We start from the raw sequence: 13690 nt of genomic DNA on the forward strand, positions 1-13690 counted from the left end.
TTCGTTTTTTTGGTTTTTTCATGAGTGTTCGTGTTAAAATGAAAATACAGATTTTTTACGAGGAGGGCGGATTTATTTGGAACATCAATTTGAAATTGTCTCAGAATATTCTCCGCAAGGTGATCAGCCAAGAGCGATAGAGCAGCTGGTAGCTGGGATCAAAAATGGTAAGAAACATCAAGTGTTGCTTGGAGCGACAGGAACGGGTAAGACATTTACGATTTCAAATGTCATTAAAGAAGTGAAGAAGCCAACACTTGTAATGGCTCATAATAAAACGTTAGCAGGACAGTTATACAGTGAGCTCAAAGATTTTTTTCCGAACAATGCGGTTGAATATTTTGTTAGTTACTACGACTATTATCAACCGGAAGCATATGTACCACAAACAGATACATTTATTGAAAAAGACGCAAAAATTAATGATGAGATTGATAAATTGCGTCACTCGGCGACATCGGCTTTATTTGAAAGAGATGATGTTATTATTGTAGCGAGTGTGTCTTGTATTTACGGTTTAGGTTCTCCAGAAGAATATAGTGAACTTGTTGTTTCTTTACGCGTTGGTATGGAGAAAGATCGCAATCAATTGCTTCGTGAACTTGTTGATGTGCAGTATGGCCGTAATGATATTGACTTCCAGCGTGGGACGTTTCGCGTGCGCGGTGATGTAGTTGAAATCTTCCCGGCATCTCTTGATGAGCATTGTATCCGAATTGAATTTTTTGGTGATGAAATTGATCGTATCAGGGAAGTAAATGCATTAACAGGTGAAGTATTAGCAGAACGTGAGCATGTGGCAATTTTTCCGGCATCTCACTTCGTTACACGCGAAGAAAAGATGAAAGTTGCCATCGAAAATATTGAAAAAGAATTAGAAGAACGCTTAAAAGAATTAAATGATAACGGTAAATTGTTAGAAGCGCAGCGGATAGAGCAGCGGACACGTTACGATTTAGAAATGATGCGTGAGATGGGCTTTTGTTCAGGGATTGAGAACTACTCCCGTCATTTGACACTTCGCCCAGCTGGTTCAACACCGTATACATTATTAGATTATTTTCCTAAAGATTTTCTCATCGTGATGGATGAATCGCATGTATCAGTGCCACAAGTAAGAGCGATGTATAACGGAGATCAGGCGCGTAAGCAAGTGCTTGTTGATCATGGATTTCGTCTGCCATCAGCGCTTGATAACAGACCGCTTATGTTTGAAGAGTTTGAAGAGAAAACGAATCAAGTTGTGTATGTATCAGCAACGCCGGGTCCATATGAGCTTGAGCATTCACCAAAAGTGGTGGAACAAATTATTCGTCCAACAGGGCTTTTGGATCCAAAAATCGATGTTCGTCCAATAGAAGGACAAATTGATGATTTATTAGGAGAAATTCATGACCGAATTGCCAAGAATGAGCGTGTGCTAATTACGACATTAACAAAGAAAATGTCGGAGGATTTAACTGATTACTTGAAGGATGTTGGCATTAAAGTAAACTACTTGCATTCTGAAATTAAGACGTTAGAACGAATTGAAATTATTCGCGATCTTCGATTAGGAAAGTTTGATGTGCTTATTGGCATTAACTTACTTCGTGAAGGACTAGACATTCCCGAAGTATCGCTTGTAGCTATATTAGATGCAGATAAAGAAGGATTCCTTCGTTCAGAGCGTTCGCTTATTCAGACGATTGGTCGTGCAGCTCGTAATGCAAACGGTCATGTTGTGATGTATGCAGACCGAATTACAAAATCGATGGAAATTGCAATTGAAGAAACGAAGCGTCGTCGTCAAATTCAAGAAGCATATAATGAAAAGCATGGCATTACACCGAAAACAATTCAAAAAGAGGTGCGCGATGTCATCCGTGCAACGATGGCTGCGGAAGATACCGAAACGTATGAGACAGCATCACTAGTTTCTAAGAAAATGACGAAAAAAGAACGAGAAAATGTAATTGCAAAAATGGAAGCGGAAATGAAAGAAGCTGCAAAAGCGCTTGATTTTGAGCGAGCAGCTGAGCTTCGTGATTTATTATTAGAACTAAAAGCAGAAGGGTGAAGGCAATGAGTAAAGATTTTATCGTTGTAAAAGGTGCGAGAGCCCACAACTTAAAAAATATAGATGTCACCATTCCGAGAAATCAGCTTGTTGTTGTAACAGGGCTATCCGGTTCAGGGAAATCGTCGTTAGCGTTTGATACGATTTATGCAGAAGGACAGCGCCGTTATGTAGAATCGCTATCGGCGTATGCACGTCAATTTTTAGGGCAAATGGATAAACCGGATGTCGATGCAATTGAAGGGTTATCGCCGGCGATTTCAATTGACCAAAAAACGACGAGTCGCAATCCGCGTTCAACAGTTGGAACGGTGACGGAGATTTATGATTATTTACGTTTATTATTTGCGCGTGTCGGAACACCGATCTGTCCAAATCATGGCATTGAAATTACATCGCAAACAATTGAGCAAATGGTAGATCGTATTTTAGAATATCCAGAACGTACGAAGCTGCAAGTGCTCGCACCGATTGTATCGGGACGTAAAGGTGCGCATGTAAAGCTATTAGAAGATATTAAAAAGCAAGGATATGTCCGCGTTCGCATTGATGGAGAAATGCTTGATATATCGGAAGAAATTACGTTAGATAAAAATAAAAAACATTCCATTGAAGTCGTGATTGACCGTATTGTGGTGAAAGAAGGAATTGCAGGTCGCCTTGCCGATTCATTAGAAACGGCTTTGAAGCTTGGTGAAGGCCGCGTTTTAATTGATGTGATTGGAGAAGAGGAGTTGCTGTTTAGTGAGCATCACGCTTGTCCGTATTGCGGGTTCTCCATCGGTGAACTTGAGCCGCGCATGTTTTCTTTCAACAGTCCGTTCGGTGCGTGTCCGTCTTGTGATGGCCTTGGTTCAAAGTTAGAAGTAGATCTTGATTTAGTCATTCCAAACTGGGATTTATCATTAAATGATCATGCAATCGCACCTTGGGAGCCAACAAGCTCACAATATTATCCGCAATTGTTGCAGTCTGTTTGTAACCATTATGGCATTGATATGGATGCATCAGTAAAAGATATTCCGAAGCATTTGTTTGAAAAAGTGTTGTACGGAAGCGGAGAAGAAAAAGTGTATTTCCGCTATGTGAACGACTTTGGCCAAGTGAAGGAAAGCGAGATTATTTTTGAAGGTGTAATTCCGAACATTGAGCGCCGTTACCGAGAAACGAGCTCCGATTATATTCGTGAGCAAATGGAAAAATATATGGCGGAGCAAGCTTGTCCAAAATGTAAAGGCGCTCGTTTGAAGCCGGAAACTTTAGCTGTTTTTGTAGGTGGAAAAACGATTGCGGAAGTGGCGCAGTTTTCTGTGCAGGATGCGCATGAATTCTTTACAAATATTGAATTAACGGAAAAGCAACAAAGTATTGCGAAACTTATTTTGCGTGAAATTAAAGAGCGTCTTAGCTTCTTAATTAACGTGGGACTTGATTATTTAACGCTTAGCCGTGCAGCTGGAACATTATCGGGCGGAGAAGCGCAGCGTATTCGCTTAGCGACGCAAATCGGTTCGAGCTTAACGGGCGTATTATATATTCTTGATGAACCTTCTATTGGTTTACATCAGCGTGATAACGATCGCTTAATTCAAACACTGAAAAATATGCGTGATTTAGGAAATACGCTTATCGTTGTTGAGCATGATGAAGATACGATGATGGCTGCGGATTATTTATTAGATATTGGTCCTGGTGCAGGTATTCATGGCGGGCAAGTTGTTTCAGCTGGGACGCCGCAAGAAGTAATGCATGATGACAATTCGTTAACAGGACAATACTTATCAGGTAAAAAGTTTATTCCGGTTCCGCTGGAGCGCCGCAAAGGTGATGGGCGTAAGATTGAGGTTATTGGAGCGAAGGAAAATAACTTGAAAAATGCGAAGATGTCATTTCCGCTTGGTACATTTGTTGCTGTAACGGGTGTATCTGGTTCAGGGAAAAGTACATTAATTAATGAAGTGCTATATAAAGCAGTGGCTCAAAAACTATATAAATCGAAGAGTAAGCCTGGTATGCATAAGGAAATTAAGGGCCTTGAGCATTTAGACAAGGTAATTGATATTGATCAATCACCAATTGGGCGTACACCGCGTTCTAACCCAGCAACATATACAGGTGTGTTTGATGATATTCGTGATGTGTTTGCGCAAACGAATGAAGCAAAGGTACGCGGTTATCAAAAAGGCCGCTTTAGCTTTAACGTAAAAGGTGGCCGCTGCGAAGCGTGCCGCGGTGATGGGATTATTAAAATTGAAATGCACTTCTTACCAGATGTGTACGTTCCGTGTGAAGTTTGTCACGGAAAACGTTATAATCGTGAAACATTGGAAGTAAAATATAAAGATAAAAACATTTCTGACGTGTTAGAGATGACAATTGAAGATGGGGTAGAGTTCTTTGCGAATATCCCAAAAATTAAACGTAAGCTCCAAACGCTTGTGGATGTAGGGCTTGATTATATGAAGCTCGGTCAGCCGGCAACGACGTTATCGGGCGGAGAAGCACAGCGCGTGAAGTTAGCATCTGAGCTGCACCGCCGTTCAACAGGCCGCACGTTGTACATTTTAGATGAACCGACAACGGGGCTTCATGCACATGATATTGCGCGTCTGTTAAAAGTGCTTCAGCGTCTTGTTGATAATGGTGAAACTGTACTTGTTATTGAACATAACTTAGATGTCATTAAAACGGCAGATTATCTGATTGACCTTGGTCCTGAAGGCGGAGATAAGGGCGGACAAATTGTTGCTACAGGTACGCCAGAGCAGGTTGTGAAAGAAGAGCGATCTTACACAGGAAAGTATTTAAAAGGTGTTTTAGAACGTGATAAAGCACGTATGAAAGAAAAAGTAAAAGAAGTAGAATTAACACAGTAAAGAAACATGTAACAGAGGGGCTGTGCTTCTCTGTTACATGTTTTCTGCTATCCCGCATTAACGGGCAGTAATCCCCCACCTCAAGATTGAGAGAGAAACAAAGAAGATAGGTAGGGGATAACTGTCCGTAAAAGCCCGATTGGTTCAACTAACCATCAGTGGGGGGGAAAACTCCCCACTGATGGAAGTTTCACTTTATATGCATCCAAAGGAGATGAGGATGTGGATTCTACCCAAAAAGTGTTAGCATCTTGTTGTTATTTTAGTATTTTTGTGGCTCCGCTATTATTTCCGATCATTGTATATTTTGTTGTTCCTCACGAAGAAGTGAAATGTCATGCAAAGAAAGCTTTCATTTCGCATTTACTACCGTTCTTTTGTTTATTTCTCATTTTTCTACTTGTATTTGTTATGAACACACCAGAACAAATTGGTGCAATCGTACTTATTGCGATGTTGTTATTTGGATTTGTGAACCTTGTTATTTTCATCTGGAATATTGTGAAAGGTGTACAATTGCTTGTGAATGAGTAAATAACTTTAAAGAAGAACTGTTCGTAAGAGGAATCTTATGTGTGTTTTCATTTCATTTGTTCTTGGTAATCTTTGCGGATTTCAAGTATTATTGTTGGTATATGTAGTTTGGGTATTCATTGTCCCTAGTGAAAAGGAAGTGTAAAGAACATGAGATGGATTATATCACTTATTGTAAACAGTATTGTGCTAATCGTTGTATCAGGTCTTCTCAAAATATTTGCACCAGGTGCGTTTGAAATAGCAAATATACAAACAGCAGTGATTGCGAGCGTTATTTTGTCTCTTCTAAACGTATTTGTTAAACCGTTATTAATTTTAATTACGCTGCCAATTACTGTGTTAACATTTGGATTTTTCTTAATTGTTATTAATGCGATTACGCTAGAAATTACAGATTCGATACTTGGTGATGCGTTCAATTTATCTGGATTTGGCGCAGCGATTATTGCGGCAATTTTCATTTCAATTTTAAATATGTTGATTGAGAAAGTGATTATTGAACCGTTATATGAGAAAGAATAATCGGAAGGCAGAAAGTATCCGACAAAACGTAAAACATTTTGCGCAAAGCGTGGAATGTTTTTTTTCTTTTTCAAAAGAAAGCGTGTTTCGTGTTTTCAGAAAAAAATGGTACAATAGCGGGTAGAGTGGTAGTACGCTGCTTAGATACATTCCGCAACGTGGAGGTTTATATATGCCAAAAGTTCGAACGAAAGATTTAATTGAACATTTTCAGTTAGAGTTAGTAAGTGGTGAGGAAGGAATTCACCGTCCAATTGATACAAGTGATTTATCACGCCCTGGAATTGAAATGGCAGGATTCTTTACATATTATCCAGCTGATCGTGTTCAGCTTCTTGGGAAAACAGAGCTTACTTTTTTTGATACGTTAACAGAAGAACAAAAGAAAATGCGCATGCAAGCGCTTTGTACAGAAGAAACACCGTGCATTATCGTAACGCGCGGTCAAGATGTACCAGAGGAGTTAATGCAAGCATCTCGTCAGACTGGCGTACCGTTATTATGCTCGCCGTTAAAAACAACACGTTTATCGAGTCGTTTGACGAATTATTTAGAAAGTAAATTAGCGCCAACAACAGCTATTCACGGTGTGTTAGTTGATATTTACGGTGTTGGTGTAATGATTACAGGACAAAGTGGTGTCGGGAAAAGCGAAACAGCACTTGAGCTTGTGAAGCGTGGACATCGCCTTGTGGCTGATGATAGTGTAGAAATTCGTCAAGAAGATGACGATACATTAGTCGGGAGTTCACCGGAGTTAATTGAACATTTACTTGAAATTCGTGGACTTGGCATTATTAACGTTATGACGTTATTTGGTGCAGGTGCAGTGCGTAACCATAAACGTATTTCACTTGTAATTAATCTTGAGATTTGGGATCAAAAGAAAAATTACGACCGCCTTGGTTTAGATGAAGAAAAAATGAAAATCATTGATACAGAGATTACAAAGATCACACTTCCAGTACGACCTGGTCGAAACTTAGCTGTTATTATTGAGGTAGCAGCGATGAATTTCCGTTTAAAACGTATGGGTGTCAATGCAGCGCAGCAATTTTCAGAGCGTCTTATGAGTGCGATTGAACTAGGGAATCAAAATTAAATACAAATGAAATTTCCATTAGTAAAGGATAAAAAGAAAGGGAGTGGAGAGTATGCTATTAGGATCTGTACCGCAGCTTGATCGCGTGGCAATTCAGCTTGGGCCGTTTCCGATTTATTGGTATGGTGTCATTATTGGTACTGCTGTTTTGCTCGGATTGTGGCTCGCAACCCGTGAAGGAGAGCGTCTTGGTATTCCGAAAGATACATTTATTGATTTGGTCCTAATTGCAGTGCCGCTTGCAATCCTTTGTGCACGTGCATACTATGTTATTTTCGAATGGGATTACTATTCGCACAATCCAAGTCAAATTATTAACATTCGTCAAGGTGGTTTAGCGATTCATGGCGGATTAATTGGTGCGGTTCTTACAGGAATTGTATTTGCGAAAAAACGCGGTCTGTCTTTTTGGAAGCTAGCGGATATTGCAGCGCCGAGTATTTTACTTGGACAAGCGATTGGACGCTGGGGAAACTTTATGAACCAAGAAGCTCATGGCGGTGAGGTAACGCGTCAATTTCTTGAAAGTTTACATTTACCACAATTTATTGTGAATCAAATGTATATTGATGGTGTATATTACCATCCAACATTTTTATATGAATCGTTATGGGATTTTGCTGGGGTTATTTTACTTCTACTTCTTCGAAAAGCGAATTTACGACGCGGGGAACTATTTTTTACATATTTAACTTGGTATTCTATCGGTCGCTTCTTTGTAGAAGGATTACGTACAGATAGCTTAATGCTTGGCCCGCTTCGCATTGCACAAGTTGTATCAATTACCTTAATTCTCGTTTCTATTATTTTTGTGTTTGTGAGACGAAAAATGGGGTATGCGGATAAACGATATTCAGAACAATAAGGATAGAACTTCAGAGGTGAATGAGAAAAAGTAGCGTCAAACATGCGGCGCTGCTTCTTTTCTTATCCTGCTATTCGCGGGCTTCCCATCGGCGGGATAAAATCGCTGATGGAAGTTTCACTTTATCATACAACAACTAAGGACGTGGAAAAAATGAGAATAAATACAGTGTTATTTGATTTGGATGGAACGTTGATTAATACGAACGAACTTATTATCTCTTCATTTTTACATACTTTAGAAAAGTACTATCCAAATCAGTATAAGCGTGAAGACGTACTACCGTTTATTGGTCCATCATTGCACGATACATTTAGTAAAATTGACGAAAACCGAGTAGAAGAACTCATTCAATGTTACCGCAATTTTAATCATGAACATCATGATGAGTTAGTAGAAGAGTATGAAACAGTGTATGAAACTGTACAAGAGCTTCGGAAGAAAGGTTATAAAATTGGGATTGTAACAACGAAAGTGCGCCAAACTGTCGAAATGGGATTAAAGCTATCGAAATTAAAAGAGTTTTTTGATGTTGTGGTGACAATTGATGATGTAGAGCATGTGAAGCCGCATCCAGAACCGATTCAAAGAGCACTGCAATTATTAGGAGCAAAGCCAGAAGAAGCTTTAATGGTAGGGGATAATCATCACGATATTGTTGGCGGACAAAATGCTGGCGTGAAGACAGCGGCTGTTGCATGGACAATTAAAGGACGCGAATACTTAGAGTCTTATAAACCGGACTATGTGTTAGAAAAAATGAGTGACTTGTTAACAATCTTGCCTCATGAATTGAGTTGACAAGGGGAGAGAATGGTGCGACGGACAACACGCTATCCTGTGTCAGGAGCAAATTCATTATGGAACGTATATAAGACAGTTTCATTTTGGAAAGTGATGAAAAACTTCATTGTCATTCAAATTGCACGTTATACTCCATTTTTACGGATGAAAAATTGGTTATATCGCACATTTTTGCGAATGAAAATTGGAGAGCAAACTTCTTTTGCACTTATGGTTATGCCAGATATTATGTTTCCAGAGAAAATTACAGTTGGGCATAATTCGATTATTGGTTATAATACAACATTATTAGCTCATGAATATTTAATTACAGAATATCGCCTTGGTGAAATTACAATTGGAAACGAAGTAATGATTGGAGCAAATTCGACTATTTTACCGGGTGTTGTCATTGGAGATGGAGCGATTGTTTCAGCGGGCACACTTGTTCATCGTGATGTACCGAGCGGTGCTTTCGTTGGTGGAAATCCGATGCGTGTTATTTATACGAAAGAGGAAATGGCAGTGAGAGAAGGGAAATGTTAGAAATGTAACATTTTCCTTTTCTTTTCGGGAATGAAAAGGAAATATTTGCGTATAATATACTGTTTTGTTTTTAGAAGAATCGTTTATACTTATAGATAGAAGAATGAAATAATGGAGGATCTATGGGGAAAAATCAAGAAATTCATAAAGATAACGGACAAGTTATTTCTTTTAATCAATTAGCCGATTTCTTTTATGATAAAGGAATGAAGGCTTATCGCAATCATCATTTAGAAGATGCAATTAAATATTTTAAAAGAGCGGCACAAAATCAGAAAGAGCCGTTTATTTTATGTCAATTAGCAACGGCATTATCAGAAGCGGGAGAATATCACGAATCTAATCAAATTTTATTACAAATTGTTCGTACGGGTGAACAAATAGAAGAATGCTATTATTTTATGGCAAATAATTATGCGTATCTTGGTCTATTCCAACAAGCAAAAAAGTATGCAGAGCGGTATTTAGAAATTGCGACGGATAAAGAGTTTATTGCGGAGACGATGGAACTTTTAGAGATTATTGAAGAAGAAGAAATGGATGCGCCGGAATTTGAAGATGAAGATGGATTAATTGTGATGCAAGAGCAAGCGAATCATTATATTCGGAACGGTCAATTAGAAGAGGCGATTGCGACGCTTGAAGGGGTTATAACGGAATATCCGGAATTTTGGTCGGCACATAATAATTTAGCGATTGCTCATTTTCAGCTTGGAAATGTTGATCAAGCATTGAAAATGACAGAGCTAATTTTAGAGAAGAATCCAGGGAATATTCATGCTTTATGTAATACGCTTATTTTTCTATATTCCGTTGGGGAATATAAGCAAGTAGAAAAGTTAGCAGAGCAATTGGAGACAGTGTATCCGATGTCGTTTGAACATCGTGTGAAATTAGGGACAACATTTGCAACAATTGGTCGTTTCGAAAGTGCATATAAATGGTTAAAAGTTTTAAAGCGTCAAGGTTACGAAGGTGATGTTAGTTTTTATTATTGGTTTGCATATTCTGCTTATATGGTAAATGATGAACAAACAGCAGAGAAAATGTGGGCGCATGTTGTAGAGTTACATCCTGATAAAAAAGGAAAGGAGCCTTGGAATGCTATTAATTTAGCAGATGAAGGCCAAAATATTTTATTTCGAGAACTGCAGCAATCTTTTCAGCAAAGTGAAACGTTAGAAGAACAAATGCTAGCTTTATATTTAATGAATGAGCTGACAACACCAGAGAAAATCGGTTTTTTCTTTGATGTGATGCAATCTCCTAAGCGTGTTCCGATTGTATCACAGCTGGCGCACTATTTCTTTTTAATTAATAGTCATAAAAATATTCCGCAGGAGCTTCAGCCGTTTGAACAATGTGTCCGTATTGCAGATGCTTTATACAATTATACAAAAAAAGATGATGAGCTGATTGAAGAATGTTTACATCTTTGGTTTTGTACATTTATACGCTTATACACAAGCGGAACGGCGTTTACAAATGTATACGGCTGGTCAGCGGCAGTTGAATATATTGTAAGAGGCGAATGTCAAAATAAATTGACGCAGGCAGAGCTTGGGAATATATATAATGTATCGGTAGCAACTGTACGAAAGTATGTGCAAGCAGTAAGATGTGTGCATGCATAAGCGCGAGCAAATCATTGGGAAAAAAACATTACCGACAGTATAATGAGGGTATCAAAAGAGCGATAAGAACAGGAGATGAAGAATATGGCAGAAGAAAAAATTTATGATGTAATTATTATCGGAGCTGGTCCGGCAGGGATGACAGCAGCTGTGTATACCTCTCGCGCAAATTTAAGTACGTTGATGTTGGAGCGTGGTATCCCGGGCGGACAAATGGCAAATACAGAAGAAGTAGAAAATTATCCAGGTTATGATCATATTTTAGGACCGGACTTATCAAATAAAATGTTTGAACATGCGAAGAAATTCGGTGCAGAATATGCATATGGTGATGTGAAACAAGTTATTGATGGAAAAGAATATAAAACAGTAATCGCTGGAAAGAAAGAATATAAAGCACGCGCAATTATTGTGGCGAGCGGTGCGGAATATAAGAAAGTTGGCGTGCCAGGCGAGAAAGAACTTGGTGGACGCGGCGTGTCATACTGTGCAGTATGTGACGGTGCATTCTTTAAAGGAAAAGAACTTGTCGTTGTTGGCGGCGGCGACTCAGCTGTTGAAGAAGGTGTGTATTTAACACGTTTTGCAACGAAAGTAACGATTGTTCACCGCCGAGATCAATTGCGTGCACAAAAGATTTTACAGGACCGTGCTTTCCAAAATGAAAAAGTTGATTTCATTTGGAATCACACTGTAAAAGAAATTAATGAAGCAAACGGAAAAGTAGGCAGCGTAACACTTGTAGATGTAAATAGCGGTGAAGAGCAAGAGTTTAAAACAGAAGGCGTATTTATTTATGTTGGTATGTTACCACTTTCTAAACCATTTGCAGAATTAGGTATTACAAATGAAAATGGTTATATTGAAACAAATGAACGTATGGAAACAAAAGTTCCTGGTATTTTCGCAGCTGGTGACATTCGTGAAAAAATGCTTCGCCAAATTGTAACAGCAACAGGTGATGGAAGTATTGCAGCGCAAAGTGCACAGCATTACGTGGAAGAGCTGTTAGAAGAATTGAAAGTAGAAAAATAATGAACAAAAAAGAGAAGCTGTCTTTATTGAGACAGCTTTTTTCTATATAAATACAAAGGGAAAACCCTCCATCCTGTTTGAATTTCATCTCTGGTCCATCAAACAGTGCTGATATTGAAATGAATCTTGTCGTAGGTGTACATGGACCAATAAGAACAGCGTATATTATTGTAGATGATCAATAATTTCTATCTAAATCATTATGAGATATGCAGTTTTTTATTTTTCTGAATGGTGATGGGAATAGTCTCCCATCATCTTTTTCATTTGCTTTAGACAAGAGGTTCATTCGTTGTGACAAACTGTATTTGATAGTATAATGAAGGAAGTATATAATGGGGATTTCTCCGTTAATAGCTGAGGTGAAGAAGCTTGCAAAGAGTGACAAACTGTGTGTTAATCAAGGATAATGAAGTTCTTTTATTACAAAAGCCTCGTCGAAATTGGTGGGTTGCCCCAGGCGGTAAGATGGAACGCGGGGAAACAGTAAGAGAATCGGTTGTTCGCGAATATCGCGAAGAAACGGGGATTTATTTGAAAAATCCAGCATTAAAAGGTGTCTTCACTTTCGTAATCCAAGAAGGAGACAAGGTTGTTTCCGAATGGATGATGTTTTCTTTCTTAGCGACAGATTTTGCAGGAGAAAATAAACTGCAAAGCGAAGAAGGGATAATAGGCTGGCATACATTTGATAAGATTGATGAGCTGCCAATGGCACCAGGAGATTATCATATTATTGATTATTTAATTAAAGGAAATGGCATTATTTACGGTACATTTGTATATACACCAGACTTTGAATTACTTTCGTATCGGTTAGATCCGAGTTAAACCATGAGGGGGGATATAATGGACGCGCATAATGATATTAAAATGGTTATTATTACAGGAATGTCTGGAGCCGGGAAAACAGTTGCTTTGCAAAGTTTTGAAGACCTAGGATATTTTTGTGTGGATAATTTACCGCCCATGTTGTTGCCGAAGTTTGTTGAATTAATGGCAGACTCGAAAGGCAAAATGAATAAAGTAGCGCTCGGTATTGATTTACGCGGACGAGAGTTCTTTGATCATTTATGGGGAGCGCTTGATGATTTAACAGAACGCACATGGATTATTCCGCATATTTTATTTTTAGATGCAAAAGATAGTACGCTTGTAACACGTTACAAAGAAACAAGGCGTTCACATCCACTTGCTCCAACAGGTCTTCCATTAAAAGGAATAGAAGCAGAACGTACGCTATTAACAGATATGAAGGCGCGTGCAAATATTGTACTTGATACGTCGGAATTAAAGCCGAAAGAACTAAGAGAAAAGATTATTCAATTATTCTCAACAGAGGATGAACAAGCATTTCGCGTAAACGTAATGTCATTTGGATTCAAATATGGTATTCCAATTGATGCTGATTTAGTATTTGATGTTCGTTTTTTACCAAATCCATACTATATTCCACACATGAAGCCATTAACAGGTCTTGACGAGGAAGTATCATCATATGTGCTGAAATTTAATGAAACGCACAAATTTTTGGAGAAGTTAACAGACCTTATTTCCTTTATGCTTCCGCATTATAAGCGCGAAGGAAAAAGTCAGCTTGTTATTGCCATTGGATGTACAGGAGGACAACATCGATCCGTTACACTTGCAGAATATTTGATGAAACATTTGAAGCAAGAATATACAACCCATGTGTCTCATCGTGATGTGGAGAAAAGAAAGGGACATTAA

Annotated in this window: 12 protein-coding genes and 1 pseudogene; all 13 read left to right on the forward strand. The window is 38.6% G+C overall.

The features are described from left to right. Nucleotides 1-76: 76 nt before the first annotated feature. The 13 genes and pseudogenes from uvrB to rapZ all read left to right on the forward strand — a co-directional run bounded on the left by uvrB (nt 77) and on the right by rapZ (nt 13690). Nucleotides 77-2059 (forward strand): excinuclease ABC subunit UvrB, encoded by a 1983-nt coding sequence (gene uvrB / locus ACIGHG_RS08365; RefSeq protein WP_336471998.1) that lies wholly within the window; start codon nt 77-79, stop codon nt 2057-2059. A gap of 5 nt (nt 2060-2064) precedes the next feature. Beyond that, on the forward strand, nt 2065-4935 hold the full coding sequence (uvrA, locus tag ACIGHG_RS08370) for an excinuclease ABC subunit UvrA (RefSeq protein WP_396548014.1): 2871 nt from the start codon (nt 2065-2067) through the stop codon (nt 4933-4935). 222 nt (nt 4936-5157) lie between these two features. After that, the gene (locus ACIGHG_RS08375; RefSeq protein ID WP_336472000.1) at nt 5158-5469 is read left to right on the forward strand and encodes a magnetosome magnetite crystal formation protein family; all 312 of its coding nucleotides are present in this window, start codon (nt 5158-5160) and stop codon (nt 5467-5469) included. A gap of 150 nt (nt 5470-5619) precedes the next feature. Continuing rightward, entirely contained in the window at nt 5620-5994 is a 375-nt protein-coding gene (locus ACIGHG_RS08380; RefSeq protein ID WP_090915932.1) for a phage holin family protein, read from the forward strand. Between the two features lie 172 nt (nt 5995-6166). Beyond that, nucleotides 6167-7096: an HPr(Ser) kinase/phosphatase gene (gene hprK, locus ACIGHG_RS08385; RefSeq protein ID WP_090915934.1), complete on the forward strand. Its 930-nt coding sequence runs from the start codon at nt 6167-6169 to the stop codon at nt 7094-7096. Nucleotides 7097-7148: 52 nt separating this feature from the next. Then, the gene (gene lgt, locus ACIGHG_RS08390; protein WP_336472001.1) at nt 7149-7961 is read left to right on the forward strand and encodes a prolipoprotein diacylglyceryl transferase; all 813 of its coding nucleotides are present in this window, start codon (nt 7149-7151) and stop codon (nt 7959-7961) included. A gap of 153 nt (nt 7962-8114) precedes the next feature. Then, entirely contained in the window at nt 8115-8762 is a 648-nt protein-coding gene (gene ppaX, locus ACIGHG_RS08395) for a pyrophosphatase PpaX (RefSeq protein ID WP_396548017.1), read from the forward strand. A gap of 15 nt (nt 8763-8777) precedes the next feature. Next, nucleotides 8778-9290, forward strand: a complete 513-nt coding sequence (locus ACIGHG_RS08400) for an acyltransferase (RefSeq protein WP_090916134.1) — start codon at nt 8778-8780, stop codon at nt 9288-9290. 122 nt (nt 9291-9412) lie between these two features. After that, nucleotides 9413-10924, forward strand: coding sequence for a tetratricopeptide repeat protein (locus tag ACIGHG_RS08405; RefSeq protein WP_336472003.1), 1512 nt, complete (start codon nt 9413-9415; stop codon nt 10922-10924). An 84-nt stretch (nt 10925-11008) separates the two neighbouring features. Next, entirely contained in the window at nt 11009-11959 is a 951-nt protein-coding gene (gene trxB / locus ACIGHG_RS08410) for a thioredoxin-disulfide reductase (RefSeq protein WP_139207673.1), read from the forward strand. 59 nt (nt 11960-12018) lie between these two features. Continuing rightward, nucleotides 12019-12144, forward strand: a pseudogene (locus ACIGHG_RS08415) (LUD domain-containing protein); the annotation flags it as partial. 187 nt (nt 12145-12331) lie between these two features. Continuing rightward, a complete protein-coding gene (locus ACIGHG_RS08420) occupies nt 12332-12790 on the forward strand; it encodes an NUDIX hydrolase (protein WP_028411235.1) in 459 nt (152 codons plus the stop codon). Between the two features lie 18 nt (nt 12791-12808). Further along, nucleotides 12809-13690, forward strand: a complete 882-nt coding sequence (gene rapZ, locus ACIGHG_RS08425) for an RNase adapter RapZ (RefSeq protein WP_090915944.1) — start codon at nt 12809-12811, stop codon at nt 13688-13690.

It is taken from the genome of Bacillus sp. NPDC077411 (assembly GCF_044543425.1).
Classification (GTDB): domain Bacteria; phylum Bacillota; class Bacilli; order Bacillales; family Bacillaceae_G; genus Bacillus_A; species Bacillus_A bruguierae.

What these genes read in the sequence shown, in the direction of transcription:
- uvrA (WP_396548014.1), top strand. Translation starts at nt 2,065, where the DNA reads ATGAGTAAAGATTTTATCGTTGTAAAAGGTGCGAGAGCCCACAACTTA.
- ACIGHG_RS08380 (WP_090915932.1), top strand. Translation starts at nt 5,620, where the DNA reads ATGAGATGGATTATATCACTTATTGTAAACAGTATTGTGCTAATCGTT.
- hprK (WP_090915934.1), top strand. Translation starts at nt 6,167, where the DNA reads ATGCCAAAAGTTCGAACGAAAGATTTAATTGAACATTTTCAGTTAGAG.
- lgt (WP_336472001.1), top strand. Translation starts at nt 7,149, where the DNA reads ATGCTATTAGGATCTGTACCGCAGCTTGATCGCGTGGCAATTCAGCTT.
- ppaX (WP_396548017.1), top strand. Translation starts at nt 8,115, where the DNA reads ATGAGAATAAATACAGTGTTATTTGATTTGGATGGAACGTTGATTAAT.
- ACIGHG_RS08405 (WP_336472003.1), top strand. Translation starts at nt 9,413, where the DNA reads ATGGGGAAAAATCAAGAAATTCATAAAGATAACGGACAAGTTATTTCT.
- trxB (WP_139207673.1), top strand. Translation starts at nt 11,009, where the DNA reads ATGGCAGAAGAAAAAATTTATGATGTAATTATTATCGGAGCTGGTCCG.
- rapZ (WP_090915944.1), top strand. Translation starts at nt 12,809, where the DNA reads ATGGACGCGCATAATGATATTAAAATGGTTATTATTACAGGAATGTCT.